This window comes from Enterobacter sp. MG-EB028 (genome assembly GCF_056673305.1).
Map to the genome: position 1 here is coordinate 3,955,449 of NZ_CP195079.1, position 25,010 is coordinate 3,980,458.

Here is a 25,010-nt window from a genome sequence, read left to right on the forward strand (position 1 = left end):
GAATGGCTTACTTCTTAGCGCGCTCTTCGAGCATTGCTACTGCTGGCAGTACTTTGCCTTCCACGAATTCGAGGAATGCGCCGCCACCAGTGGAGATGTAGGAGATTTTGTCAGCGATACCGAACAGGTCGATTGCTGCCAGGGTGTCACCACCGCCTGCGATAGAGAACGCTTCGCTGTCTGCGATAGCGTTAGCAACGATTTCGGTACCTTTGCGGAAGTTCGGGAATTCGAACACGCCAACAGGACCGTTCCACAGGATAGTTTTTGCGTTTTTAAGGATTTCAGCCAGTTTCTGTGCAGAAACGTCGCCCAGGTCCAGAATCTGCTCTTCATCTTTGATGTCGTTTACAGATTTCAGGGTCGCGGTAGCGGTTTCGGAGAACTCGGTCGCCACGCGAACGTCAGTTGGAACCGGGATATCACAGGTACCCAGCAGGCGTTTGGCTTCGTCAACCAGGTCTGCTTCGTACAGGGATTTACCCACGTTGTGGCCCTGAGCAGCAACGAAGGTGTTCGCAATACCACCGCCGACGATCAGCTGGTCAGCGATTTTAGACAGGGAATCCAGAACGGTCAGTTTGGTAGAAACTTTAGAACCACCAACGATAGCCACCATTGGACGAGCAGGCTCTTTCAGCGCTTTACCCAGCGCTTCCAGTTCGTCGGCCAGCAGAGGACCGGCGCACGCTACGTCTGCGAATTTACCGATACCGTGGGTAGACGCCTGCGCACGGTGAGCTGTGCCGAACGCATCCATCACGAATACGTCGCACAGTGCAGCGTATTTTTTGGACAGGGTTTCGTCGTCTTTCTTCTCGCCTTTGTTGAAGCGAACGTTTTCCAGAACTACCAGTTCACCGGCAGCCACTTCAACGCCGTCCAGATAATCTTTCACCAGGCGAACTGGGTTGGACAGTTTGTCTTTCAGGTAATTAACAACTGGCAGCAGAGAGAACTCTTCGTTGTACTCGCCTTCGGTTGGACGGCCCAGGTGGGAGGTGACCATCACTTTAGCGCCCTGCTTCAGAGCCAGCTCGATGGTTGGTAGAGATGCACGGATACGCGCGTCGCTGGTCACTTTGCCATCTTTAACCGGTACGTTCAGATCGGCACGGATGAAAACGCGTTTACCAGCCAGATCCAGATCGGTCATCTTAATTACAGACATGGTGAATCCTCTCGTTGATTCTTAAAGTTTTGCAGACGCACGATGCGTCTTACCTGAAACCTTGAGCGGCCATTGCTAACGTAGTGTCGAGCATCCGGTTAGCAAAGCCCCATTCGTTATCACACCAGACCAGCGTCTTGATAAGGTGTGCGCCACTGACTCGCGTCTGCGTGCCATCGACGATGGCACTGTGCGGGTCGTGGTTAAAATCTACTGAGACCAACGGTAATTCCGTATAGTCAACTATACCATGAAATGCTCCCTGTGCCGCTTTTTGCAGCAACAGGTTGACTTCGCAGGCTTTTACCGGTTTTTTCACCGTCACGCTGAGGTCAATTGCCGTCACGTTAATTGTCGGGACACGCACGGCAATCGCTTCAAAACGGTCATTAAACTGCGGGAAAATTCGGGTGATCCCTGCCGCCAGCTTTGTGTCCACCGGAATGATTGACTGGCTCGCCGCGCGCGTGCGTCGTAAATCCGGATGGTAAGCGTCGATAACTTGCTGATCGTGCATGGCGGAGTGAATCGTGGTCACGGTGCCGGATTCAATGCCGTACGCATCGTCTAACAGTTTGATGACCGGAATAATGCAGTTGGTGGTGCAGGAGGCGTTGGAAACGATGAGGTGTTCAGCCTTCAGCTCATGCTGGTTGACGCCAAACACGACGGTCGCGTCGAGATCGTTACTGCCGGGATGAGAAAACAGGACTTTTTTTGCGCCAGCGGCCAGATGCGCTTCGCCGTGTTCGCGGTTACCGTAAACACCGGTGCAGTCGAGCACCACATCCACGCCCAGTTCCCGCCAGGGTAGTCCTGCAATACTGCTCTCATGCAGTACGCGAATCGCGTCGTCACCGACAAACAGCTGCTCTCTTTCCTGGCGAACATCCCAGGCAAAGCGGCCGTGGCTGGTGTCATATTTCAACAAATGCGCCATGCCCGCAGCATCCGCCAGTTCGTTGATTGCCACCACGGTGATTTCCGCACGACGCCCGGATTCATATAAAGCACGAACCACGTTGCGCCCGATGCGACCGAAGCCATTAATCGCTACGCGTACGGTCATAGATCTCCTGCAAAGCTATCCCTGAGTTTGAGGTGGCTGAAAGAGTAATCCAGCTACGCCCGAAGGGGAATCCTTGCTATCACAAACTGCGATTGATTGGTCAATTGTCGAACATTTAATCGACTGAAACGCTTCAGCAAGAATAAGCGAATCGAGGAATAAAAGGAATGTCTGTCCAGATGAATAAGCGAGCTATATGACTTGCGTCACATTTTTGGTGGAATAATTTACGCCGAGGGAAAAGCAAAACGGTAACCGAAAGGTTACCGTTTTTAGTGTTTGCACCCTCTCCCCGTGGGAGAGGGTCGGGGTGAGGGCATCAGCCCGCACCGTACAAGCGATTACAGCAGTTCTTTCGCCTTAGCGACAACGTTCTCAACGGTGAAGCCGAACTCTTCGAACAGCTGCTCTGCCGGAGCAGACTCACCGAAGGTGGTCATACCGACGATAGCGCCGTTCAGGCCCACGTATTTGAACCAGTAGTCAGCGATACCCGCTTCCACTGCCACGCGAGCGGAAACCGCTTTAGGCAGTACGGATTCGCGGTAAGCGGCATCCTGCTTGTCGAACGCGTCGGTAGACGGCATGGAGACCACGCGCGCTTTCACGCCTTCGGCAGTCAGTTTTTCCCACGCAGCAACAGCCAGTTCAACTTCAGAACCGGTGGCGATGAAGATCAGCTGTGGCTGGCCCGCGCAATCTTTCAGCACGTAACCACCGCGCGCGATGTTCGCCAGCTGCTCTGGCGTGCGTTCCTGCTGCGCCAGGTTCTGACGGGAGAGGATCAGCGCGGTTGGACCGTCCTGACGCTCAACGCCGTATTTCCACGCTACCGCGGATTCAACCTGGTCACATGGACGCCATGTGCTCATGTTCGGGGTCACGCGCAGAGAAGCTACCTGCTCTACCGGCTGGTGAGTTGGGCCATCTTCGCCCAGACCGATGGAGTCGTGGGTGTAGACCATCACCTGACGTTGTTTCATCAGCGCGGCCATACGCACGGCGTTACGTGCATATTCCACAAACATCAGGAAGGTAGAGGTGTACGGCAGGAAACCACCGTGCAGGGAGATACCGTTCGCGATAGCGGTCATACCAAATTCACGTACACCGTAATGGATGTAGTTACCGGCAGTATCTTCGTTGATTGGCTTAGAACCAGACCACAGGGTCAGGTTAGATGGCGCCAGGTCAGCGGAGCCACCGAGGAATTCAGGCAGCAGAGGACCGAACGCTTCAATCGCATTCTGAGACGCTTTACGGCTCGCGATTTTAGACGGATTCGCCTGCAGCTTAGCGATGAATTCGTTGGCTTTCGCGTCGAAGTCAGACGGCATATCGCCTTTCATACGACGGGTGAATTCAGCCGCTTCCTGTGGGAACGCTTTCGCATAGGCAGCGAACTTCTCGTTCCAGGCCGCTTCTTTCGCCTGGCCCACTTCTTTTGCATCCCACTGGGCATAGATCTCAGACGGGATTTCGAATGCAGGGTATTTCCAGCCAAGCTGCTCACGGGTCAGTGCGATTTCCGCGTCACCCAGCGGTGCGCCGTGGGAGTCATGGGTGCCCGCTTTGTTCGGAGAACCGAAGCCGATGATGGTTTTGCACATCAGCAGGGACGGTTTGTCGGTCACTGCGCGCGCTTCTTCTACTGCACGTTTAATCGAGTCAGCATCGTGGCCATCAACGCCACGCACAACGTGCCAGCCGTAAGCTTCGAAACGTGCTGCAGTGTCGTCAGTGAACCAGCCTTCAACGTGACCGTCGATGGAGATGCCGTTGTCGTCATAGAACGCAACCAGTTTACCCAGCTTCAGGGTACCGGCCAGGGAGCATACTTCGTGAGAAATGCCTTCCATCATGCAGCCGTCGCCCAGGAAGGCGTAGGTGAAGTGGTCCACGATGTCATGGCCAGGACGGTTGAACTGCGCCGCCAGGGTCTTCTCAGCAATCGCCATACCCACAGCGTTAGCAATACCCTGACCCAGCGGGCCGGTGGTGGTTTCTACACCAGCGGTGTAGCCCACTTCCGGGTGACCTGGAGTTTTGGAGTGCAGCTGACGGAAGTTTTTCAGCTCTTCGATAGGTAGATCGTAGCCGGTGAGGTGCAGCAGGCTGTAGATCAGCATAGAGCCGTGGCCGTTAGACAGCACGAAACGGTCGCGGTCAGCCCATGCCGGGTTCTGCGGGTTGTGGTTAAGGAAATCACGCCACAGGACTTCGGCGATATCAGCCATACCCATAGGGGCACCCGGGTGGCCGGACTTGGCTTTCTGTACTGCGTCCATGCTCAGCGCACGAATAGCATTAGCAAGCTCTTTACGTGAGGACATTTTAACTCCAGATCGGACTGTTAAAGGCCATGCCCTTGACGACAGCGCGTTTTGGGCTACGCCGGAAAAAAGTGCCAACAATGTAACCCAAGCCGCAGGGCATGTACATGGACCATTCTTTTGCAGCTTAAGAAATCTCTGGATCATGCTCGCATGTTGCGCAATCTGCTCGCCCGCGCCTGTAGATATTCCTTATACTTACCCCGCCCCGGCTTCGTTGCGGGTGCACTTTTCGGATTTTATTCAGATTAACGAGTACGGAAGCAACTTCATGAAAATGCGTGCAATAGTGCTGGCCCTGGGTACAACGCTCATGCTGAGCGGCTGTCAGAATATGGACTCTAACGGTCTGATGACCTCAGGTGCAGAAGCCTTTCAGGCCTACTCCCTGAGTGACGCGCAGGTTAAAGCGCTGAGCGATCAGGCCTGTAAAGATATGGACGGAAAAGCCACGCTTGCGCCGGCTGACAGTACCTACACACAGCGTCTGAATAAGATTGCTTCCGCGCTCGGCGATAACATCAACGGCCAGCCGGTGAACTACAAGGTTTACATGGCGAAAGACGTGAACGCCTTCGCGATGGCGAACGGCTGTATCCGCGTCTACAGCGGGCTGATGGACATGATGACCGACAACGAAGTCGAAGCGGTGATCGGCCACGAAATGGGCCACGTTGCGCTCGGCCACGTCAAGAAAGGGATGCAGGTTGCCTTAGGCACCAATGCCATCCGCGCGGCGGCGGCCTCTGCGGGCGGTATCGTTGGCAGCCTGTCCCAGTCGCAGCTTGGTGACGTAGGCGAAAAGCTGGTTAACTCCCAGTTCTCACAGCGTCAGGAGTCCGAAGCGGATGACTACTCCTACGATCTGTTGCGCAAACGCGGGATTAATCCATCCGGTTTAGCCACCAGCTTCGAAAAGCTGGCCAAGCTGGAAGCGGGTCGCCAGAGCTCCATGTTTGACGATCACCCGGCCTCAGAAGCGCGCGCGCAGCATATTCGCGACCGTATGGCCGCTGACGGAATTAAATAATATTGAAAGGAGGCAATTTTGCCTCCTTTTTATTTCGCATGAATTGCTAACTAAATCGCACGTATCGGTAACACCTCTGAAAACCCCGTCAAATCTGCCCTTTCCTGCTGAAACGTCTGGTCACATATTTATTGCAATCGTTAACCTTTCCGGTAATTATCAAGCGCGCAGTAATTCAATTTAATATATTAAGACAGAGACGTTCCCTCCGTGAAAAAAGAATTATCGTTAATTGCTTTAAGTTTATTCGCCGCATTACCTGCCGCTGCAAGCCAGCAATCTGACAGCATGGGTTTTATCGACGACAGCCATTTAGACCTGTTTTTACGCAATGCGTATATCAGCCGTGATTACCATCAGGGCCAGCAGGATAAAGCCGAATGGGGCCAGGGTATCATCGCCACATTTGAATCCGGATATACCGAAGGGCTGGTGGGCTTTGGCGTGGACGGCATCGCACAGTACGGCGTGCGCCTGGATGGCGGTCGCGGCAAGAGCGGCGCGGGCGGTATCGACTTCTTTAAACAGGAAGACGATGGGAGGGCCAAATCCGATCTAGCGAAATTTGGCGCAACCGCCAAAATGCGCATCTCAAATACCGTGCTGAGCTACGGTAACCAGCGCCCTGAACTACCTATCGTTAACGCCGATAACTCCCGCCTGCTGTTTGAAAGCTACACCGGTGCCATGCTGACCTCGAAAGAGATCGACGGGCTGGAAGTGAACGCCGGTTATTTCACCGACGAGCAGCGTAAAAGCGACGACCGCCACGACAGCGGCCTGAAAAGCCTGACCTTCGGGGGCGCAAGCTACCAGTTCAACGACCAGTTCAGCGGTGCGCTGTACGCCTCTCATAACGAAGAGGTGATGAACAAACAGTATCTGGGCCTGAATTTCAAACAGCCGTTCAGCACCGGACAGCAGCTGGTACTCGACTTTAACGGCTATAACTCGCGTCTTGATCAGGGTTACGCTGACAGCCTCGACACCGGCCGCAGCAACACCATCTGGAGCCTGGCGGCGAGCTACATCTGGGATATTCATACGTTCAAAGTGGCGTACCAGCAGAGCAGCGGCAGTACCGGCTACAACTACGGCGGCTATCGCGACAAGGGCGGCGTGGGTGACGGTGGCAATACCATCTGGCTGGCGAACTCCTACTGGTCTGATTTCAACGGTGAAGACGAGCGCTCATGGCAAGCGTCGTACGGCCTGGACTTTGGCGGCCTTGGCCTGCCGGGCCTGAGCTGGACCACCGCCTACGTGCGCGGCGATAACATCAAAACTTCTGAAACCAGCAACGGCAAAGAGCACGAGTGGTTTAACCAGATCCAGTACAAGGTGCAGGACGGCCCGGCGAAAGACCTGACGCTGCGCCTGCGCTACTCCGTACTGCGCGTCTCCAGCAACGCCAGCGAGTACAACGTGGGCGGGGATGAGATCCGCGCCTACGTGGAATACCCGTTTAACGTGTTCTGATTTACCCCCTCACCCTAACCCTCTCCCCTTTGGGGAGAGGGGAAATCTCGCATATCAGTAAAGCGTCTTCTGCGGCGGCCCGGCAAACTTCAGCGCGCCAATCTGTCCCATCCGCACTTCCACCACCGACGGCCCCGGCATCGCAAGCGCCTCCGTCATTACCGCATCAAAATCCTCTGCCCGCTCCACGCTCCACGCCTGCAAGCCAATTGCCTGTGCCAGCAGGGTAAAGTCCGGCGTATGCAGTTCGTTATAATACTGACGCCCGCCGAAATACTTATCCTGGATGCCGCGCATCACGCCGTAGCCGCCGTCGTTCATGATCAGCAGCGTCACGTTGGCTTTCTCCTGCGCCAGCGTCGCCAGCTCGCCTAAATTAAGGCTCAGGCCACCGTCGCCCACCAGCCCCACCACCTTACGCTGCGGGTTAGCAATCGCGGTACCGATGGCCATCGGTAGTCCCATACCAATTGCGCCAGCCAGCGAGTGGATATTCATCAGCGGACCGTTAGCGCGGAACAGACGACTGCCCCACAGGCTGCCGGAAACGGTGATATCGCGCACCAGCAGGCCGTCCTGCGGCAGGGCTTTCTCAATGGCGTCGTTAAGCTTCGCGTAGGCGCCGCACTGTTCGCGCAGCCCCTGCTCTGCTTTGGCAACCGCCTGCTGCACCTGCGTATCCCACTGCGCGTCGCCCCACTCCCGGCCCTGGGCTTTGTCGGCCAGCGCGCGAAGCAGCGTGGAGCAGTCGGCTATCAGCGTGTTATCCATCAGGTAATTGCGGCTCGCTGCCGCCGGATCGATATCAATCTGCACGCGCGGAGAGGGCAGCGCCAGCGTCCAGGAGCGGGTTTCGTTGCTGCGCAGGCGTGAACCGGCGATCAGCGTAAAGTCACACTGCGCGATAATCGCCTCCACCGACGGGGAATTATGGAACGCCCGCAGGCTGGCGCGATGGCTGTCCGGCAGCACGCCGCGCGCGTGGGTGCTGGAAATCACCGTCACGCCCGCATCCGCCAGCGTTTTCACGGCGTCAGCGCTTCCCAGCGCCCCGCCGCCCAGCCACAGCAGCGGCCGTTTCGCCTGCCTGAGCTGTGCCCACAACGCATCGACCGACGCGGGCTCCACGGCTGCAACCGAAGCCGGTTTCACCGGTGCGGTCACCAGCGACATTGGAATTTGGGCCCCCTGAATATCAATCGGGATCTCCACTGAAACCGGCCCGCACGGCGGCGTCTGCGCCTCCTGAATCGCTTTATGCAGAATCGCTATCGCCTGGTTGGCGTTGCTGATGCGGTAGGCCCGCTTTGAGCTGGCCTTCAGGAAGGTCAGCTGGTCGCGGGTTTCGTGGATAAACCCGGTATCGGCATCCAGCCACGCTTTCTCCACCTGTCCGGTTAAATGCAGCAGCGGCGTGCAGGCGTTCATGGCTTCTACCAGCGCGCCGACCGCGTTGCCTGCCCCGGCACCGGTGCTGGTCAGCGCCACGCCGAGACCGGAAAAACGCCCGTGGGCGTCGGCCATGGTGACGGATCCCGCCTCGCCGCGCGCGGGCACGAAGCGAATGTTGCCGCGCTGCCCCACCGCGTCCGCGATCGGCAGGTTGTGAATGGAGATGACGCCGTAGATGGCCTCAACCTGATACTGCTCCAGCGTTCTGGCGATGGCGTCGCCGACGGTTATCATTTCGCTCATTGCTCACCCTTTCTCAGTCGCACCAGTGGTTGACGCTATTACCCGTCGCCAGATAAATGCTCTTTTGCTGCATCCAGGCTTTGAGCCCCTGAATGCCCTTTTCGCGGCCCAGACCGCTCTCTTTAAAGCCCCCGAACGGGGTCGAAATCGCAAAAACTTTGTAGGTGTTGATCCACACCGTGCCCGCCTCCAGCCGTTCGCTCAGGCGCAACGCGCGCCCGGTGTCGCGGGTCCAGATCCCTGCCGCCAGGCCATAAACCGAGTCGTTCGCCTCGCGGATAAGCGTGGCTTCATCGCGAAACGGCATTGCCACCAGCACCGGGCCGAAGATCTCTTCCTGGCAGGCGCGGGCGCTGTTCGTCAGCCCTTCGATAATGGTCGGCTGGAAGAAGCTGCCGTTTGCCAGGTCAGGATCCGCCGGGATCTCCCCGCCGCACAGCACGCGGCCCCCCTCGCGCTTAGCCAGCTCGACGTATTCCTGCACGCTCTGGCGATGTTTCTCATTGATCAGCGGCCCAACGTGGACGCCGTCGGTGAAGGGGTGCCCCACGCGCAACCCGCGAGTTAATTCCAGTAGCCGCGCCATCAGCGGCGCATAGATGCTTTCGTGAATAAACAGGCGCGACCCGGCGATGCACGCCTGCCCTGCCGAGCTGAAAATGCCGTAGCAGATCCCGCGCGCGGCCTGCTCAACGTCGGCATCCTCCAGCACGATGGTCGGGGATTTTCCACCCAGCTCCAGCGAGGCCGGGATCAGCTTTTCCGCCGCCACGTGCGCCAGATGACGGCCCGTGGTGGTCCCGCCGGTAAAGGAAATTTTTCGCACCTTAGGGTGGCGCGCCAGCGCATCGCCAATCACCGATCCTTTGCCCGGCAGCACGCTCAGCAGCCCGGCGGGCAGCCCGGCCTGTTCAAAAATCCGCGCCAGCTCCAGCGCCATCAGCGGCGTGGCTTCGGCGGGCTTGAGGATCGCTGCGTTACCCGCCGCAATCGCCGGCGCGATCTTCTGCATCTCGCTGGCAATCGGCGAATTCCACGGCGTGATGGCGGCCACCACGCCGAGCGGCTCGTAGCGGCTCAGGGTCAGCAAATCCGGCTGGCGCGGCGTCGGGAGCTCGCCTTCCAGCAGCTCGCAGGCGGCGGCAAAGTAGCGCGCCGTTCCCGCCGCGCTCATCACCAGCCCGCGCGCTTCCGCCAGCGGCTTGCCGTTATCGCGGCTCTGCATCTGCGCCAGCGCATCCACGCGGGATTCAATCAGATCCGCGACCTTGTGCAGGATCTTAGCACGCATATGCGGCAGACTGTTGCGCCACGCGGGATCGCGCCACGCCCGCTCGCCGGCCTCTATCGCCTCCATGAGATCGTCGGGGCTTGCGGCATTCAGCGTCGCATTGATCGACCCGTCAGCCGGGAAATGGCTCTGCATCGGGTTACCGCCGCCGCGTCGCCACTGGCCGCCGATAAAAATCATCAGATCGTCCATCGTCACTCCTCAGCTCAGGGACAGCTCGCGGCAGGCGCGAACCGCGCTCAGTGCCGCAAGGGTGGAGGTTTTGGGATTGGACGCCAGCGGCAGCCCGCTCAGCTCCAGATGGAATTCGCCGAACAATCCTTCGACGTGCAGCGTGTGGGTATTACGCTTCGTTGCCGGGTCGACCATGAGCTGCACGCGGGTGTCGTCCATCCCCACTCCGCCGAGCGCCACGGTTGCCGCCACGTTGGCGTTCGCCGGGAACAGGCGAGCCGCCTCGCGGGCGCTGCCTTCAAAGAAGACCTTCGCCTCTGAGACCGCGTTAAGATCGATAAGCTGCTCGGCATAGCTACCACGCCAGCTGGCCGGGCTTTTGCGCGACTGATAGGTAACCCGCTCAAGCCCTCCCTCTTTCGCCGCCGCCAGCCCGTCAATGCCGGCAACCGCACCGGAGAGTAGCGTCAGCCTGCCGCCCGCCGAGTACAGGCGCTGCTCCAGCACGCTGTCCGCCAGCGCACCGGTGGAGATCACCGCCAGATGCCAGCCGCGACTTAAAATCGCTTCGCCATACTGCGCCACCGCCTGCTGGCTGGCGCACTCCAGCACCAGGTCGGGCGTTTCCGCGCAGTCCACCGGCGAGGTCAGCGCCGTTACCGCATCACCAAACTGCGCGCGAATGGCCGAGTGGTGGGCTTCACGCGCCACGATCCAGCCGATAGCCACACCGGTGGGCAGACGCTCAATCACCGCCTGCGCCATGGCGCCAAACCCAATTAACATTACCTTTTTCATGATGCGTCCTTACAGATGGCGGCAGAAGCCGCCGGAAACGTCCAGCGCAGCACCGGTAGTAAACGAAGCCAGCGGCGAAGCGAGAAACAGCAGCGCCTGCGCGGGCTCGTGCGGCTTGCCGAGGCGCGCCATCGGAATGCCGCGCTTGCGCGCGATATCCGCCGTCCAGGCAGGCCAGCTCTGGCTTTTATCCGCCCGGTTTTCGAAGCGGCGCTGCCACTGCCCGGATTCCACCATGCCAAGCAAAATGGAGTTGACGCGAATGCCTTTGCCCACCAGCTCTTTTGAGAGAGTGAGCGTCATGTTCAGCAGCGCGGCGCGGGCGGCGGAAGTGGCAATCATGTGCTCCTCCGGCTGCAGCGCCAGCAGGGAGTTGACGCAGGTGATCGAGGCGATGTCGGACCGCTCCAGCAGAGGCTGAAACGCCTGAACCGGGTTGATCACCCCGAACAACTTCAGCTCGGCCTCGTGCAGCCACGCCTCACGCGGGGTGTCGTGGAAATGCGCCACGTAGCCCTGCCCGGCGTTGTTGATCAGCATATCCGCCGCGCCAAATTGGGCCTGAACGTCATCCGCGAAAGCCTGCACCTCGTCAGCGTTCAGCACGTCGCAGCGGTAAGAGAAAATCTCCCCGTCGGGATAGTCGTTTTGCAGCGTCGCGTGGGCGCTGGCGAGCCGGTCCGGGTCGCGGCCGCAGAAGGCCACTTTTGCTCCCTCGCCCAGCAGCAGGCGCAGCGTTTCAAAGCCAATGCCGGAAGAACCGCCGGTGACTACCGCTACGCGGCCGTCAATGTGTGCATTCATCGCGCACCTCTTCGTTAATGCGTAAAAGCTGTTGGTTAAAAAACGCGTCGTTATCGAGATAGCTGGCGTGCCCGGCTTGCGGTATGGCGGTAAACGGCATGCGGTAGCGCAGCGCCAGCCCCTGTACCAGCTCGGGCTGCGTGATGGCGTCCTGCTCGCCGCACCAGACTTCAAACGTGCCTGAGTAACGTTTAAGCCAGCCGTGAATGTCGTCGTGCGCCAGCATCCACGCGGCGGCAAGGTAGCCTTCCCGGCGCAGCGCGCGCATGCCCGCCGCGACGGTGGCGATATCGTCCTCACGCGCGCCGGGGCGCAGCAGCTTCGCGGCGCGGGTCTGCGCGAGGATTTCACCGCCGAGCGCCATCTGCTGCTCGCGGCTGCGCCAGACCTGCTCCCGCTGCTCCGGGACAGCATTGCCGTAGCCCTGCGCGGCGTCCGCCAGCACCAGGTGCAGCACGCGCTGCGGATACTTCGCCGCAAAGGCGCTGGCGACCAGCGCGCCGAGTGAATGGCCCACCAGCACCGTCTGCCAGACGCCCGCGCGGTCGAGCATCGCCGCCAGCGCGTCGGCGTAATCCCCCGCGTTCGCACGCTCAACCGCCAGCATCGGGCTTTCGCCATAGCCGGGCATGTCCCACGCCAACACGCGAAAGCCTTCCAGCGTCATCTGCTTGTGCCAGGAGGCCGCGCCGGAGCTGATGCCGTGCAGCAGCATCAGCGGAATGCCGCTTCCCTGTTCACGAAACCCCGTCATCATGCCTCCTTAGTTCCGCTTCACTTTTGAGAGCGGATGGTCGGCGGGATAGGTCGGGATTTCCGGCTTGTTGGTTCCCAGCATGACGCACATCAGCGCCTCTTCTTCCCCGTGGTTAAACAGGCCGCGATAGATCCCCGGCGGGACGGAAATCAAATCGCGCTCGCGCAGCACGGTTTCGGTGTAGTTGTCGCCGTCCTGGATCATCAGCGTGATCTGCCCTTTAAGCATGAAGAACACCTCTTCCACGTCGTCGTGCAGGTGTAGCGGCCCCTCGCACTTCGACGGCAGCACCATGGTGGAGAAGGTGAAATGGTCCGCTTGTACTGTATTGGTGTCGTTCGCCACGCCGGTTGCGCCGGTGCCGATGTAGCGCATCTGCGCCCGGCGGTATTTCGGGTCAAAATCGGCCTGGAACTTCAGCGCGTTCCAGTCGTATTTACGGCCTTCGAAGCGCGCGATGCGCGACTCGACCCACTCTTCCATCGTCAGGTGGTCAGGCTTGATGCCAGATGTCTTGGTTACGGTTGAATCAGTCATGACACTCTCCTCAGTAACGTCTCAGCAGCGGCAGTAACAGGACGCAGCCCACCGCCGCCATCACCGCCAGAAAAATCAGCCCGGAATCCATGCTGTGGGTGAAGGCGATAAGCGCGCCCATCACCGCCGGCGACAGCGCGCCCGCAAAGTTTCCCAGCCCGTTGAAAATGCCGCCCGCCGTAGCGCTCACCCGGGGATGGGTGGCCTTCGCCAGCAGGGCGAAAATGTTGGGTGCACCGGTGCCCCACATGAAGGTGCTGAAGCTCATCGCCGCGATGATGGTCAGCGGGGTGTCAAGGTGCATTACCGCCGCAAGACCTGCCGCCGCCCCGGCCATGGAGATAAAGCAGGCAGCCGCACGCTTATCGACCCGGTCCGAAAGCCACGCGCCAATCACCTCTCCCGCCAGCATGGCGATAAACGGCATCGACGACAGCCAGCCCGCGTGCTCCAGATGAATGCCTTTGCCCTTGATGAGATAGCCCGGCAGCCAGCCGTTGATGCCCCAAAGGTAGGTCAGGAAGGCAATGTTAAAGATGCAGATGATCCAGAAGTGCGGGCTGACAAACAGCTCGCGGCGCGCGGCGCGGCGCTCGTCCTGCGACGCCTGCGAGGTGCCGGGTTTTGCTTCCAGACGGATCCCGCGCAGACCTACGCGCACGAAAATCAGCACTGGCACGGTGAGCATCGCCATCACGAAGAACGTGCTCTGCCAGCCGAAGGCGTTCAGCAGCCAGAGGGAGAGCGGGAAACCGATTGCCGCGCCCACCGGCGTGCCCAGCAGCCACAGCATGGTGGCGCGCGCCTGCAGATGCTGCGGAAAGTTGTGCCGCACAATGGCAAAGGCCAGCGGGAACAGCGGCCCTTCCGCCACGCCCAGCAGGATGCGCAGGACGATCATCAGCGTGTAGTTATGGGTAAAGCCCATCGCCACCATCAGCACGCACCAGACAACCATCATTCCGGTGAGCAGGCGCAGCGGGGCGATTTTGTCCCCCAGCCCGCTGAGAAAGACCGACGAAAAGCCGTAGCTCAGCAGAAAGGCGCTCATCAGAATGCCGAGGCGCGTGGTGTCGAAATCAATGCCCATCGCCTGCTGGAAATGGCCGTCAGAAAACAGCGCCGCAATGCTGATTTTGTCGAAAAACGCCAGCAGCACGCAGGCCAGCAGCGACAGCGGGATAGCCCAGCGCACCGCTTTTTCAGGCGTGCGAGCTCCCTCACCGCTCGCCTCAACGGGCGCGGTGTTGGTCTCTAATGTGGTCATGTCTCCCCCTACGGGTGCGGGTTATCGCAGTGACATCAGTGAAAAGGTCGGGTCGGCGAGCGGCACGTCGGACAGATCCCGCCCTGCCGCCATCCAGCGCTTCGCCAGCTTGACGGTGCGTGCATCGTTAAACGCCACCAGTTGCGTCAGCCGCCCGCTCTCGTCCAGCGAGAAGAACAGCGAATCTTCGCGCGCTATCGTTGTGCTTCCCGGCTGCGGTATGCCGAGGATCTGGATGTTGTGCTGATATTGATCCGACCACAGCCACGGCGCGTCGTCGTAGCCTGGCGCATCGGGGTTGAGCATCGCTTTTGCCGTCGCCACCGCCTGATTCTGCGCAAAGGCCCAGGACTGGATGCACAGGCCGTAGTGATGATGCCGGGCCACATCGCCTGCGGCAAAAATGGACGGATCCGACGTTCTCCCTTGGGCATCGACGACGATCCCTCGTTCGGTGCGCAGCCCCGCATCGCGCGCCAGCTCCAGGTTGAGATCGACGCCGATCCCCACCACCACCGCGTCAAAGGTTTCGCGCCGGCCATCGCAGTGGATAACCGGCAGGCCGCTATCGTCCTCCAGCTCCAGCGCGCCGCAGCCGGTACGTATCTCGACACCCTGCCCGCGATGGAGGGCTTCCAGGCGCTGCGACACCTCACCGCTCACCGAGCGCATGCAGAGCGCAGGCTGCTGCTCGAACAGGGTGACCGCCACGCCGCTTTTGCGCGCGGAGGCGGCAATCTCCAGCCCAATCCAGCCGCCGCCGACAATCGCCAGAGTTTGACTTTCCGCCAGACGACCCTTCAGGCGCTGTGCGTCCTGCCAGTGGCGCAGGGTGTAGACCTGCGGATGGGAAGCCCACGCCTCACCCGGCAGGCGCGCCCGCCCTCCGGTGGCAATCAATAGAATGTTGTAACTAAGGTGCTCGCCGTTGCTTAACCGCACCGTTTTCGCCGCTCGGTCGATCTGCTCCGCACGCAGCGGGCGGAACCAGGTCAGGTTCAGCGCCTGCTGCACCTCGTCGGTAAACAGGCGCGGGAGCGCCGCGTCCGGCTCCAGCAGGGACGCCTTCGACAGCGGCGGCCGTTCGTAGAAATCCCATTCCTCTTCTGCCACCACGCAAATCTCGCCGTCGAAGCCCTCGTCGCGCAGGGTTTTCGCCGCCCAGCCGCCCGCCTGGCCGCCGCCAATAATGACAATGCGCGACGTCATACCGCCTCCGGCTTTTTCTGCTGGCGGCGCGTGTCGTGGTCAATCCCGCCTTCCACCGCCCATTCGGTAAAGGAGACGAGCGAGTGCTCCAGCTCACGCGGCTGCCAGTTTTCGGTCAGGTAGTCGTCGTTGGTGTAATACTCAAACGCGCCGCCGGTCGGGCTGTTGACGTACCAGAAATAGGCCGACGACACCGGATGGCGGCCCGGCCCGATAAAGGTGCTCCAGTCGTGTTTATTCATCGCAATCCCGCCGCCGATCACCTCATGAATATCACGTACCGTGAAGGCCACGTGGTTGAGACCGCGCCTGCGGTTCGGCAGCTGCAGCAGAAACAGGTTGTGATGGCCGCCGCGCGCGCCGCAGCGCAGGAACACGGCCCGGTTGATGTAGCGGTCAGAGACCTGGAAGCCGAGCACCTCGCGGTAGAATTTTTCCACCGCCGCCAGCTCTTCCACGAAGAACACCACGTGCCCAACGTTGATGGGCTGGGCGCGATCGTAAACCGGGCTCGGGGTGTCGATGCGGCGGACGTCGCCCCACTGGTTAATCGGCTCGACGTTCAGCTCCACCTCAGTCTGCTGGCTGACCTGCACGCGCAGGGTCATACCGTTCGGGTCGAGGCACTCCAGCGCGTCGCCCACCTCGCGAAAGCCGGGCTGCTGCGCCAGCTTCGGGCGCAGCGCGTCAAGATCTGACTGCGCGGCAACCGCCCAGGTCATGCGGCGCAGGGTGTTGCCTGCTTCAAACGCCGGCGGCAGGTCGGGGCTGTCGATCGGGTTAAGCTCCACGCGTGCGCCGCTCAGGGTAGTAAAACGCTGGCCGCTGGCATCGCCCGTCAGGCCAAAATCACGCATAAATTTGGCGCAGTGCGTCAGGTCCTCCACGCCAAATTCCAGCTTTTCAATTCCGGTTACACTCATCGTTCGTTGCCTCATCTGGCCCAAATTGGGCGTAAACCATGCCCGACGCAGTCAAGCGCCTGACGTTAACTCACTGATTTAACTGGCTTGTGACAGATACCCTAAGAAGCCAGAAATTCTATCCGCCGCGAGGCGAACCTCGTTTTGCAGGCGTTCGCGGTCGGTCTGCGGGATCTCCTCCGACGGCACCAGAATGCTGACCACCGCCGCCACGCGTCCGCTTCGGTCATACACCGGGTAGACGATGGAGGAGATGCCGTGGCGGAAGAAGGATTCACCGATCACGTACCCACGGGCTTTATCCTGCTGCACCATCTGCCAGAGAGCTTCGCGGTCGTGAAGCTGCCCCGGCGTGTTGCCCGGCAGACGCTCGTGCGGGAACAACTGTTCAAAATCGGCACGGGATACATCGGTCAGCAGCATGCGCCCGAGCGAGGTGCAGTGCACCGGCAGACGGGTGCCAATGCTGACCTGATTGATGCGTGACCCGGCGGCGCTGACGCGGGCGATGTAGATAATGTCGCGCCCGTCGCGGATCGCCAGATGGCTGCTGCACTGGCTGACGTCGCGCAGCTGCTCGATCACCGGCTGGCCGACCTGCGCCACGTCCAGCGAGGCGATGTACTCAAAGCCCAGGCGCAGCACGTTCATGCCGAGCGAAAAGGTATTGGTGCGCGCGTTGCGCTCCAGAAAACCCATGTACTCCAGGGTCTGCACTACCCGGTAGGCGGTGGCCTTCGGCATATCCACCAGCCGGTGCAGTTCGGCAAAGGTCAGTTCGCGATGCTGCTCGCCGAAGGCCAACAGCAGCTGCAAGCCGCGCTCCAGCCCCGGCACCAGATACTTCACTTCCCGATCGTTTGCCATCGTCGCCATACCTCAGTTAAAGACAAAGCCGCCGTTGACCGGGATCAGCTGCCCGGTGACAAACCGCGACAGATCGCTTAACAGCCAGACCACGCTGCCGGTCACATCTTCCGGCTGCTGCGCGCCCGCGAGTGCGCGTCCGTTTTCGTAGAGCTGATGCCGCTCGACGGGCACATATTCGGTTGCCTCGACGCGGGTCAGCCCCGGCGCGATAGCGTTGATACGAATGCGCTTTTCGCCCAGCTCGCGCGCCATTGAGCGGGTCATAGCAATCACCGCACCCTTACTGGCGACGTAGGCCATCAGGCACGGGGCGCCCCACAGCGCGGTATCGGACGCCACGTTCACAATTGCCGCCCCTTCGCGCAGCAGCGGCACGGCGGCACGCGTCACCAGCCAGGTGCCTTTGACGTTCACGCTCATCACGCGGTCCCACAGGTCCGGGTCGTAATCAAGCATGTTTTTACCGCCCACGCCGGTCGCCATCGCCGCGTTGTTCACCAGACCGTCAATCTGCCCGCGATCGCCAATGGCGCTGAACACCTGCTCAATAGAATGCGGATCGGCCAGATCGATGACATGCGGCTCGATCGCATAGCCCTGTTCACGGAGCGTATGCGCGCTCTCGGCCAGTTCGCCTTTGAGGATGTCGCACATCACCACCGACGCGCCCTGCTCCGCGCAGGCTCTGGCAAAGTGGTAGCCCAGCCCGCGCGCGGCGCCGGTCACGACGATGCGCTTTCCCCCCAGCAGTCCGTTCATCAGGCGGCTCCCTGCTGCGCTTCGCGCATCGCCAGCTGCTCTTTGGCGGCCTTCTGCATCATGCGGCGCAGGCGAGAGAGCCCAACGTCGTGCTGATAAAGGTACTCGTGGTCGCGGGCGTTTGGCGCCAGGCTTTCCAGCACCACGCGGTCCTGCTCCAGCACTTCCCAGTGCAGCTTTTCCAGACGGTTGCGGTACATAAAGCGCCACATGTCGCGCTGCCAGCCCTGCACGCGGCGAATACGCCAGAAGAAGACACGGCAGTTGTCGTTATCTTCCGGCACCACCATGCCGACAATAAAGAAGTGGCCGCCCGGTCCGAAGCGCTTCTTGTACGGAATGGAGAGACGCATCCAGCAGGTGCCGCTATTGCCCAGCTCCACCCAGTCAAAGTTAACGCCGCTTTGGCCCTTCTTCTCGAAGATGAAGCCAGTTTTGGTCGGCTGAAGAACCATGTCGGCTTTGCGGTCCCCTTCCGCCATCGAGTGTGAGGACGAGTGCAGATAGGTGCCGTGCATCGGGTCCATTACGTTTTCCAGCGCGTACTGGTAGTTGCATTTCCACGCGGCGGTACAGAGGAAGTTGCTGAAGTTCTCCGTGTCGGCGAGTTCATCCGGGAAGCTCAGCTCGTCCGGCTGCTGGTCGGCGGTCACGCCAAACCACAGGAAGATAGCGCCGTGCGCCTCCTGCACGTTGTAGCTGCGCACGCACTGCTGGCCGACCAGCGGACATTTGTCCACGGCGGGCACATCTTTCACCTCGCCATTGCCCGCCACTTCCACGCCGTGATACCAGCAGGCGATGCGGTCACCGAGGTTCCAGCCCATCGACAGGCGCGCGCCGCGGTGCGGACAGCGGTCTTCCAGCGCCTGGACCTGGCCATCTTTGTTACGCCAGACCACAATCTGCTCGCCCAGGCGGGTAATCCCCACCGGCGCGGACTGCACTTCCCAGCTCGACAGCACCGGATACCAGAGGCCGCGCAGGCCTTTATCGAGATAATGTTGTACGGTCGTCGTCATCGCGTTGTCCTCAGTAGCCGTTAACCTGTAAGAATGCCTGGAAGCTGGCGTTGCTCCACGGCTCGCCCTGCTGATCGTGCATGCGCACCGCGTTCAGGCCGTTCACCAGCTCCGGTAAGGTTTCAACACCCTGCTCAAAGAGCTCTTCCAGCGTCGCAATGAGGTTCACCTCCCAGTTTTCCGGTTCGCGGCTGCGGGTTTGCCAGATGAGATTCTGGTAATCGCCTGGCTTATGAATGGCGCCGTTACCGCCTTCTGCAGGCGGGGTAAACTGGCGGCTTTCCGGTAGCGCCGGGTTGTAGTTCAGGGTGTTGCTCATGCCACGGTCTCCTCAACGAAGGTAATCTGGATTTGGTTTTCATAGACCCGAACCGGGTAGCGGTTAAGGTTGCGACCGCCGGGGCCGTGCAGGCACTGGCCGGTTTTAACGTCGAAGACCGCCTCGTGCAGCGGGCATTCCACCTTTCCATCTTCTACGAAGCCCTGGCTCAGGAGGGCATAAGCGTGCGGACATACGTCTTCCAGCGCGTAATACTCGCCGTCAATCAAATAAACGCCGATCTCTTTACCGTCGACGCTGCCGCTAAAAGGGAAATCTTCCTGTACTTGTTCTGCGTCACATACGCCTATCCAGCTCATCACGATCCTCCAGGCTTTTGTTTCATATATGAAACTCTGTTTCTTATTTAATACGGTCAATATAAAAGCGATGAATGTTTCGTCAAGCGCCAATGTGAAGAATTTGTTAATCAAACAGCAATTAATTAACTAAGTGTGCAAAGGATCACGAAAAAATGCAGCGATATGAAATTTTCATTATTGCGGCGTGAATGAATACGATTTTTCGATGACTTTAAATTTCATTACTCAGATATTGACTTTCTTTGTTTTTGCTTCGTACAAATAAAAGAGAGGAAGCGCTTAATGTTTCACCAGTGAAACTGGTATTTATTTTATTCTTTTAAAACAACAAGTTTCACTGGCGAATCATTTTAGAACCGTGACAATCACGCTGATAAAAATATAACTATGCGCACGCATAAGGCAGGCAACATGACGGCAAGATGGCAAGGTACAATTGCACTGTTATTACTCATCATTATCTCCTACATCGACCGGGTAAATATTTCTGTAATGATATTAAACCCGGAATTTGCCCACCACTTTCAGCTAAATGAAAACAGAATGTTACAGGGAATGCTAATGACCTGCTTTCTTTTGGGTTATGGTTTTTCAGCTTTATTATTAACACCAGTTATTGAAAGCAAACTTCATTATCGGCAGGGGTTATTAGGCAGTATTGTGATTTGGGCCGCGGTCTGTGCGATCTCTCCCCTGCTCGGCTCGCTGATGGGGATGCTCATCGCGCGCGTGATTCTCGGGGTGGCGGAAGGACCGCTCTTTTCCCTGAAAACGCGCTTCATCAGCGATAACTTTAGCGCGGATGAGATCGGCAAACCCAACGCCGTGACCGCGCTGGGCGTCTCGCTCGGCCTGGCCGTGGGCTTTCCGCTGGTGACCTGGCTGATGGATCATCTGGGCTGGGCCGGGTCGTTTTATGCGCTGGCGATACTGAATTTGGCTCTCGGTGGCGGACTCATCTGGCGATACCTGTCCGTGCCGGGCGGCCTCCCAACGACGAAAAAACCGGGTTTTGTTCGCACCTTCACCCTGGCGTGGCAAACGCCGCTGCTGGGCTGGATCCTGCTGGTTGAAATCGCCACGCTGAGCTATCTCTGGGGGAGCAGCGCCTGGCTGCCCGCATGGCTTCGCGACGAACACCACTTCTCGCTGCATGCCACCGGCATGCTTGCGGCCATTCCCTTCCTGCTGAGCCTGGGCTCTAAATTCCTCGGCGGCGTGCTGCTCGACAAAATGCGCCCGGAGCAGGCGCCGGTGCTGTTTGTCGCGGGAGGAGCGCTGACGGCGCTGTCCGTGGTCGGGCTGATGCTCAGCCATCAGCCCGCATGGCTGGCGCTGTTTATGCTGTCCGCCAACGTCTTCTGGGGGCTTCAGGGGGCCGCCATTCCTGCGGCAATCCAGCATCACGCCGCGCGGGACGCCGTGGGCAGCGCGTACGGTATTATTAATGGAACAGGCAATATCTGCGCGGCGTTTATTCCGCTGCTGATGGGGATGGTGATGAAATCGGTGGGGTCGGTCAGCTCTGGTTTTTCGGTGCTGGTCGTCTCGCAGGTCATTACCCTGCTCGCAGGAGGAATGCTGCTGCTGCGCATGCGTCGCGCAGCAGCAGTGAGCGCGTAAGGCTTATTCGCCTTTTTTCGCCGCCTGGATGTAAAGCATTTCCAGCGCCAGGGTCGCCGCGGCCAGCGCGGTGATCTCGGACTGGTCATAGGCTGGTGCCACTTCCACCACGTCCATACCGACGATGTTCAGATCCTTCAGGCCGCGCACCAGCTTGATCGCGCGATCGGACGTCAGGCCGCCGATGACCGGCGTACCGGTGCCAGGTGCAAACGCCGGATCCAGACAGTCGATATCGAAAGTCAGGTAAACAGGCATGTCGCCGACGATCTGCTTCACCTGCGCCAGAATATCGTCCACGCCGCGATCGTTAACCTGGCCCGCGTCCAGCACGGTGAAGCCGTTGTCTTTGTCAAACTCGGTGCGGATGCCGATCTGCACCGAGTGGTTTGGGTCGATCAGACCTTCGTTCGGCGCTGTGAAGAACATGGTGCCGTGGTCGAACTCGCAGCCGTTCGCGTAGGTGTCGGTATGCGCATCAAAATGCACCAGCGCCATTTTACCGAAGTGCTTCGCGTGGGCGCGCAGCAGCGGCAGGGTCACGAAGTGGTCACCGCCAAAGGAGAGCATGCGCTTGCCGGCGGCCAGCAGTTTTTCAGCATGGGCCTGCAGCTTTTCGCTCATTTCACGCGCGTCGCCAAAGGCGTACACCAGGTCACCGCAGTCCACGACGTTCAGGCGCTCGCGCATGTCGAAGTTCCACGGGAAGCGGTTGTGCTCCCAGGCCAGGTTAGTGGAAACCTGACGGATCGCCGCCGGGCCGTGACGACCACCCGCGCGGCCAGAGGTCGCCATATCGAACGGTATACCGGTGATTACCCAGTCAGCGTCACTGTCGTACGGCTGGAAGTTCATCGGAAGACGTAAAAAACCAAACGCGTTAGATACCAGAGAGTTATCGTACTGATGACCTAAAGTGCTCATGTCCTGACCTCGTTTAAAGTCGATGCGTTAAAAACAGATGAAAAAAAATCCCCTCCGCGTCGTTAAACCCGACGAGGAAGGGATTGATTCGTAAATCGCTTATTGGGACGAATTATCGCCGGTAATGCATACGGGTTCAAGTGAGTATAGGGCATAGTGTGGTCTTTGCCCCTCACCCTAACCTTCTCCCCAAAGGGGAGAGGGAAATTGAACACCCTCTCCCCTTTGGGGAGAGGGCTGGGGTGAGGGGAAAGGCGGATGCCTTACTCGTCTTCCAAATACGTGTACCCGTACAGACCTGCTTCAAATTCCTCCAGGAACTGCTGCTGGAGCGCGTCGTCCAGACCGGTGTTTTTCACCTGATCGCGGAACTGAGTAAGCAGGGTTTTCGGATCCAGCTGAACGTATTCAAGCATGTCCGCTACGGTATCCCCTTCGTCGGACAGCTCAACTTCCACGCTGCCGTCAGGGAATACGAACACGTCAACCGCTTCGGTATCGCCGAACAGGTTGTGCATGTTGCCGAGGATCTCCTGATACGCCCCGACCATAAAGAAGCCCAGCATCGGCGGGTTCTCCGGGTCGTACTCCGGCATTGGCATCGTCGTTGCGATACCGTCGCCGTCAACGTAGTGGTCGATAGCACCGTCGGAGTCACAGGTGATGTCCAGCAGCACGGCACGACGTTCCGGCGCGTGGTTCAGCCCTTCCAGCGGCAGAACCGGGAACAGCTGGTCGATACCCCAGGCATCCGGCATCGACTGGAACAGGGAGAAGTTGACGTAAATCTTATCCGCCATACGCTCCTGCAGCTCGTCGATAATCGGACGGTGCGCGCGGTTGCTCGGATCGAGCTGTTTCTGCACCTCATGGCACATGTTCAGGTAGAGCTGCTCCGCCCACGCGCGCTCCTGCAGGCTGAAGGTGCCTGAAGAATAACCCACGTGAATATCGTGCAGATCCATCTGGCTGTCATGCAGCCATTCGCGCAGGGAACGGCGCGTGCCCGGCTCATGCATCTCCTGCCAGGTTTCCCACATGCTTTGCAGGGAACGAGGGGCATCATCCTGCGGAGGCGTCGCTTCGGTGATTTCGCTGCGCTCAACGCCAATGATGTTAGACACCAGCACGGTATGGTGGGCGGTGACCGCGCGGCCAGATTCGGTGATCACCGTCGGGTGCGGCAGGCCGTGCTCTTCACAGGCATCGCCAATCGCCCAGATGATGTTGTTGGCATATTCGTTCAGGCCGTAGTTCACCGAGCAGTCAGACTGCGAGCGGGTTCCTTCGTAGTCCACGCCCAGACCGCCGCCCACGTCGAAGCACTGAATATTTACGCCAAGCTTGTGCAGCTCAACGTAGAAACGGGCCGATTCACGCACGCCGGTGGCGATGTCGCGAATATTGGCCATCTGCGAGCCGAGGTGGAAGTGCAGCAGTTGAATGCTGTCCAGACGACCGCGCTCGCGCAGAATTTCCACCAGCTGCAGCACCTGGTTCGCCGCCAGGCCGAACTTGGATTTTTCACCGCCGGAGGACTGCCATTTACCGGAACCCTGCGACGCCAGACGCGCACGCACGCCAAGGCGCGGGATGACGTTCAGACGTTCGGCCTCTTCCAGCACGATGGCAATTTCGGTCATCTTTTCGATAACCAGATAGACCTTATGGCCCATCTTCTCGCCAATCAGCGCCAGACGAATGTATTCACGGTCTTTATAGCCGTTACAGACGATCACCGAACGGGTCATGCCCGCATGCGCCAGCACAGCCATCAGTTCCGCTTTGGAGCCGGCTTCCAGCCCCAGCGGTTCGCCGGAGTGGATCAGGGATTCAATCACGCGACGGTGCTGGTTTACCTTGATCGGATACACCAGGAAGTAGTCGCCTTTATAGCCGTAGGATTCACGCGCGCGCTTGAACGCGGCGTTAATGGAACGCAGGCGATGTTGCAGGATCTGCGGGAAGCAGAACAGTGCAGGCAAACGCTGGCCCTGTGCTTCGCGGGCTTTCACCAGTTTGGCGAGGTCCACGCGCGCTTCAGGGACGTCCGGATCAGGGCAGACACTGATGTGGCCCAGTTCATTGACGTCGTAGTAGTTATTGCCCCACCAGGCAATATTGTAAGTGCGCAGCATCTTGCTGGCTTCCTGGGAGCTCATCGCAACCTCCTGCATAGAACGTAGTACACCCTGTTCGCCCGCTGACGAAGGCGAAAAAGAAGACATGTCGTCAGACATAGCGAACCTCAACTCTTTGTATTAAGTGTAAAACAGTTGACTACTATCGCAGCGTTGTACGGCGATAACAACCCATAAACGGCTCCGTTTCCCAGCAGAGTATGCTGAAAACCAGACCGTGCGACCGGTTTCTTATTCATATCATTGTAAAACACGTATCCGAACTCTGTATGACAAGGTTCGGCGAAACCACGAGAAAACTCTTGTATTAACAAGAGCGCCCTTGTTCAGTTTTCACAAAGCGTGACCGGCCCTGGAATCCTGAGAAGCGCCGAGATGGGTATAACATCGGCAGGTTTGCAGACTAGAAATGCGGGTTGCGGGAATCAATTGCGCGCCAGAACGGCAGCGCTGAATTAGCGGAAAACGATGGTTCATTATCTCGTATCACCT

General features: G+C 59.2%; 24 protein-coding genes. 3 read left to right on the forward strand and 21 right to left on the reverse strand.

Annotated features, from left to right (window positions below; translation table 11 throughout):
* Window positions 1-7 precede the first annotated feature (7 nt).
* The 3 genes from pgk to tkt form a co-directional block, all read right to left on the reverse strand.
* Window positions 8-1,171, reverse strand: a complete 1,164-nt coding sequence (gene pgk / locus ACR42C_RS18670) for a phosphoglycerate kinase (protein ID WP_023309116.1) — start codon at window positions 1,169-1,171, stop codon at window positions 8-10.
* A gap of 49 nt (window positions 1,172-1,220) precedes the next feature.
* Window positions 1,221-2,240, reverse strand: a complete 1,020-nt coding sequence (gene epd / locus ACR42C_RS18675; protein WP_061097136.1) for an erythrose-4-phosphate dehydrogenase — start codon at window positions 2,238-2,240, stop codon at window positions 1,221-1,223.
* 341 nt (window positions 2,241-2,581) lie between these two features.
* Complete coding sequence (tkt, locus tag ACR42C_RS18680; protein ID WP_479984423.1) at window positions 2,582-4,573, reverse strand: transketolase; 1,992 nt, start codon at window positions 4,571-4,573, stop codon at window positions 2,582-2,584.
* A gap of 271 nt (window positions 4,574-4,844) precedes the next feature.
* Between tkt and loiP the strand changes: the two genes are divergently transcribed.
* The gene (gene loiP, locus ACR42C_RS18685; RefSeq protein ID WP_116342269.1) at window positions 4,845-5,603 is read left to right on the forward strand and encodes a metalloprotease LoiP; all 759 of its coding nucleotides are present in this window, start codon (window positions 4,845-4,847) and stop codon (window positions 5,601-5,603) included.
* Window positions 5,604-5,813: 210 nt separating this feature from the next.
* Window positions 5,814-7,082, forward strand: a complete 1,269-nt coding sequence (locus ACR42C_RS18690) for an OprD family outer membrane porin (protein WP_116341921.1) — start codon at window positions 5,814-5,816, stop codon at window positions 7,080-7,082.
* Window positions 7,083-7,136: 54 nt separating this feature from the next.
* Here the strand turns inward: ACR42C_RS18690 and ACR42C_RS18695 are convergent, their stop codons facing one another.
* The 14 genes from ACR42C_RS18695 to ACR42C_RS18760 form a co-directional block, all read right to left on the reverse strand.
* Window positions 7,137-8,777 carry a thiamine pyrophosphate-binding protein gene (locus tag ACR42C_RS18695; RefSeq protein ID WP_163329637.1) on the reverse strand — a complete coding sequence of 547 codons (1,641 nt, stop codon included), beginning with the start codon at window positions 8,775-8,777 and terminating at the stop codon, window positions 7,137-7,139.
* Between the two features lie 13 nt (window positions 8,778-8,790).
* Window positions 8,791-10,260: an aldehyde dehydrogenase gene (locus tag ACR42C_RS18700; protein WP_479984424.1), complete on the reverse strand. Its 1,470-nt coding sequence runs from the start codon at window positions 10,258-10,260 to the stop codon at window positions 8,791-8,793.
* Window positions 10,261-10,269: 9 nt separating this feature from the next.
* Complete coding sequence (locus tag ACR42C_RS18705; RefSeq protein ID WP_479984425.1) at window positions 10,270-11,040, reverse strand: aspartate dehydrogenase; 771 nt, start codon at window positions 11,038-11,040, stop codon at window positions 10,270-10,272.
* Between the two features lie 9 nt (window positions 11,041-11,049).
* The gene (locus ACR42C_RS18710) at window positions 11,050-11,844 is read right to left on the reverse strand and encodes an SDR family oxidoreductase (protein ID WP_479984426.1); all 795 of its coding nucleotides are present in this window, start codon (window positions 11,842-11,844) and stop codon (window positions 11,050-11,052) included.
* Window positions 11,828-12,598 carry an alpha/beta fold hydrolase gene (locus ACR42C_RS18715; RefSeq protein ID WP_479985209.1) on the reverse strand — a complete coding sequence of 257 codons (771 nt, stop codon included), beginning with the start codon at window positions 12,596-12,598 and terminating at the stop codon, window positions 11,828-11,830. Before ACR42C_RS18715 ends, ACR42C_RS18710 begins: the two co-directional genes overlap by 17 nt.
* A 9-nt stretch (window positions 12,599-12,607) precedes the next feature.
* Window positions 12,608-13,138, reverse strand: a complete 531-nt coding sequence (locus ACR42C_RS18720; RefSeq protein WP_116341934.1) for a cupin domain-containing protein — start codon at window positions 13,136-13,138, stop codon at window positions 12,608-12,610.
* A gap of 10 nt (window positions 13,139-13,148) precedes the next feature.
* Window positions 13,149-14,405 carry an MFS transporter gene (locus ACR42C_RS18725; RefSeq protein WP_266179092.1) on the reverse strand — a complete coding sequence of 419 codons (1,257 nt, stop codon included), beginning with the start codon at window positions 14,403-14,405 and terminating at the stop codon, window positions 13,149-13,151.
* Between the two features lie 21 nt (window positions 14,406-14,426).
* A complete protein-coding gene (locus tag ACR42C_RS18730; RefSeq protein WP_320719836.1) occupies window positions 14,427-15,614 on the reverse strand; it encodes an NAD(P)/FAD-dependent oxidoreductase in 1,188 nt (395 codons plus the stop codon).
* Window positions 15,611-16,537 carry a VOC family protein gene (locus tag ACR42C_RS18735; protein ID WP_166712302.1) on the reverse strand — a complete coding sequence of 309 codons (927 nt, stop codon included), beginning with the start codon at window positions 16,535-16,537 and terminating at the stop codon, window positions 15,611-15,613. The genes ACR42C_RS18730 and ACR42C_RS18735 overlap by 4 nt, the downstream gene beginning before the upstream one ends.
* 78 nt (window positions 16,538-16,615) lie before the next feature.
* Complete coding sequence (locus ACR42C_RS18740) at window positions 16,616-17,404, reverse strand: IclR family transcriptional regulator (protein ID WP_116342271.1); 789 nt, start codon at window positions 17,402-17,404, stop codon at window positions 16,616-16,618.
* Window positions 17,405-17,416: 12 nt separating this feature from the next.
* Window positions 17,417-18,166, reverse strand: a complete 750-nt coding sequence (locus ACR42C_RS18745; RefSeq protein ID WP_479984427.1) for an SDR family oxidoreductase — start codon at window positions 18,164-18,166, stop codon at window positions 17,417-17,419.
* Entirely contained in the window at window positions 18,166-19,188 is a 1,023-nt protein-coding gene (locus ACR42C_RS18750; protein ID WP_163329643.1) for an aromatic ring-hydroxylating oxygenase subunit alpha, read from the reverse strand. Before ACR42C_RS18750 ends, ACR42C_RS18745 begins: the two co-directional genes overlap by 1 nt.
* 10 nt (window positions 19,189-19,198) lie before the next feature.
* Entirely contained in the window at window positions 19,199-19,507 is a 309-nt protein-coding gene (locus ACR42C_RS18755; RefSeq protein WP_163329644.1) for a recombinase-like helix-turn-helix domain-containing protein, read from the reverse strand.
* On the reverse strand, window positions 19,504-19,827 hold the full coding sequence (locus ACR42C_RS18760; protein ID WP_116341948.1) for a Rieske (2Fe-2S) protein: 324 nt from the start codon (window positions 19,825-19,827) through the stop codon (window positions 19,504-19,506). The genes ACR42C_RS18755 and ACR42C_RS18760 overlap by 4 nt, the downstream gene beginning before the upstream one ends.
* Before the next feature lie 414 nt (window positions 19,828-20,241).
* Between ACR42C_RS18760 and ACR42C_RS18765 the strand changes: the two genes are divergently transcribed.
* On the forward strand, window positions 20,242-21,453 hold the full coding sequence (locus ACR42C_RS18765; RefSeq protein ID WP_316379961.1) for an MFS transporter: 1,212 nt from the start codon (window positions 20,242-20,244) through the stop codon (window positions 21,451-21,453).
* Window positions 21,454-21,456: 3 nt separating this feature from the next.
* Here the strand turns inward: ACR42C_RS18765 and speB are convergent, their stop codons facing one another.
* The 4 genes from speB to ACR42C_RS18785 form a co-directional block, all read right to left on the reverse strand.
* Window positions 21,457-22,377 carry an agmatinase gene (gene speB / locus ACR42C_RS18770; RefSeq protein ID WP_479984428.1) on the reverse strand — a complete coding sequence of 307 codons (921 nt, stop codon included), beginning with the start codon at window positions 22,375-22,377 and terminating at the stop codon, window positions 21,457-21,459.
* A 263-nt stretch (window positions 22,378-22,640) separates the two neighbouring features.
* Window positions 22,641-24,617, reverse strand: coding sequence for a biosynthetic arginine decarboxylase (speA, locus tag ACR42C_RS18775; protein ID WP_116341952.1), 1,977 nt, complete (start codon window positions 24,615-24,617; stop codon window positions 22,641-22,643).
* An 8-nt stretch (window positions 24,618-24,625) separates the two neighbouring features.
* Window positions 24,626-24,757 (reverse strand): acid stress response protein YqgB, encoded by a 132-nt coding sequence (yqgB, locus tag ACR42C_RS18780; protein WP_127312443.1) that lies wholly within the window; start codon window positions 24,755-24,757, stop codon window positions 24,626-24,628.
* 94 nt (window positions 24,758-24,851) lie between these two features.
* A complete protein-coding gene (locus ACR42C_RS18785; RefSeq protein ID WP_420094878.1) occupies window positions 24,852-24,995 on the reverse strand; it encodes a hypothetical protein in 144 nt (47 codons plus the stop codon).
* Window positions 24,996-25,010 lie beyond the last annotated feature (15 nt).

What these genes read in the sequence shown, in the direction of transcription:
- ACR42C_RS18695 (WP_163329637.1), bottom strand. Translation starts at nt 8,777, where the DNA reads ATGAGCGAAATGATAACCGTCGGCGACGCCATCGCCAGAACGCTGGAG.
- ACR42C_RS18745 (WP_479984427.1), bottom strand. Translation starts at nt 18,166, where the DNA reads ATGAACGGACTGCTGGGGGGAAAGCGCATCGTCGTGACCGGCGCCGCG.
- ACR42C_RS18765 (WP_316379961.1), top strand. Translation starts at nt 20,242, where the DNA reads ATGACGGCAAGATGGCAAGGTACAATTGCACTGTTATTACTCATCATT.
- ACR42C_RS18735 (WP_166712302.1), bottom strand. Translation starts at nt 16,537, where the DNA reads ATGAGTGTAACCGGAATTGAAAAGCTGGAATTTGGCGTGGAGGACCTG.
- speA (WP_116341952.1), bottom strand. Translation starts at nt 24,617, where the DNA reads ATGTCTGACGACATGTCTTCTTTTTCGCCTTCGTCAGCGGGCGAACAG.
- ACR42C_RS18740 (WP_116342271.1), bottom strand. Translation starts at nt 17,404, where the DNA reads ATGGCAAACGATCGGGAAGTGAAGTATCTGGTGCCGGGGCTGGAGCGC.
- ACR42C_RS18755 (WP_163329644.1), bottom strand. Translation starts at nt 19,507, where the DNA reads ATGAGCAACACCCTGAACTACAACCCGGCGCTACCGGAAAGCCGCCAG.
- speB (WP_479984428.1), bottom strand. Translation starts at nt 22,377, where the DNA reads ATGAGCACTTTAGGTCATCAGTACGATAACTCTCTGGTATCTAACGCG.
- ACR42C_RS18705 (WP_479984425.1), bottom strand. Translation starts at nt 11,040, where the DNA reads ATGAAAAAGGTAATGTTAATTGGGTTTGGCGCCATGGCGCAGGCGGTG.
- loiP (WP_116342269.1), top strand. Translation starts at nt 4,845, where the DNA reads ATGAAAATGCGTGCAATAGTGCTGGCCCTGGGTACAACGCTCATGCTG.
- epd (WP_061097136.1), bottom strand. Translation starts at nt 2,240, where the DNA reads ATGACCGTACGCGTAGCGATTAATGGCTTCGGTCGCATCGGGCGCAAC.
- yqgB (WP_127312443.1), bottom strand. Translation starts at nt 24,757, where the DNA reads ATGAATAAGAAACCGGTCGCACGGTCTGGTTTTCAGCATACTCTGCTG.
- ACR42C_RS18785 (WP_420094878.1), bottom strand. Translation starts at nt 24,995, where the DNA reads ATGAACCATCGTTTTCCGCTAATTCAGCGCTGCCGTTCTGGCGCGCAA.
- ACR42C_RS18725 (WP_266179092.1), bottom strand. Translation starts at nt 14,405, where the DNA reads ATGACCACATTAGAGACCAACACCGCGCCCGTTGAGGCGAGCGGTGAG.
- ACR42C_RS18720 (WP_116341934.1), bottom strand. Translation starts at nt 13,138, where the DNA reads ATGACTGATTCAACCGTAACCAAGACATCTGGCATCAAGCCTGACCAC.
- ACR42C_RS18760 (WP_116341948.1), bottom strand. Translation starts at nt 19,827, where the DNA reads ATGAGCTGGATAGGCGTATGTGACGCAGAACAAGTACAGGAAGATTTC.
- ACR42C_RS18710 (WP_479984426.1), bottom strand. Translation starts at nt 11,844, where the DNA reads ATGAATGCACACATTGACGGCCGCGTAGCGGTAGTCACCGGCGGTTCT.
- ACR42C_RS18730 (WP_320719836.1), bottom strand. Translation starts at nt 15,614, where the DNA reads ATGACGTCGCGCATTGTCATTATTGGCGGCGGCCAGGCGGGCGGCTGG.
- ACR42C_RS18750 (WP_163329643.1), bottom strand. Translation starts at nt 19,188, where the DNA reads ATGACGACGACCGTACAACATTATCTCGATAAAGGCCTGCGCGGCCTC.
- ACR42C_RS18700 (WP_479984424.1), bottom strand. Translation starts at nt 10,260, where the DNA reads ATGGACGATCTGATGATTTTTATCGGCGGCCAGTGGCGACGCGGCGGC.
- tkt (WP_479984423.1), bottom strand. Translation starts at nt 4,573, where the DNA reads ATGTCCTCACGTAAAGAGCTTGCTAATGCTATTCGTGCGCTGAGCATG.
- ACR42C_RS18715 (WP_479985209.1), bottom strand. Translation starts at nt 12,598, where the DNA reads ATGACGGGGTTTCGTGAACAGGGAAGCGGCATTCCGCTGATGCTGCTG.
- pgk (WP_023309116.1), bottom strand. Translation starts at nt 1,171, where the DNA reads ATGTCTGTAATTAAGATGACCGATCTGGATCTGGCTGGTAAACGCGTT.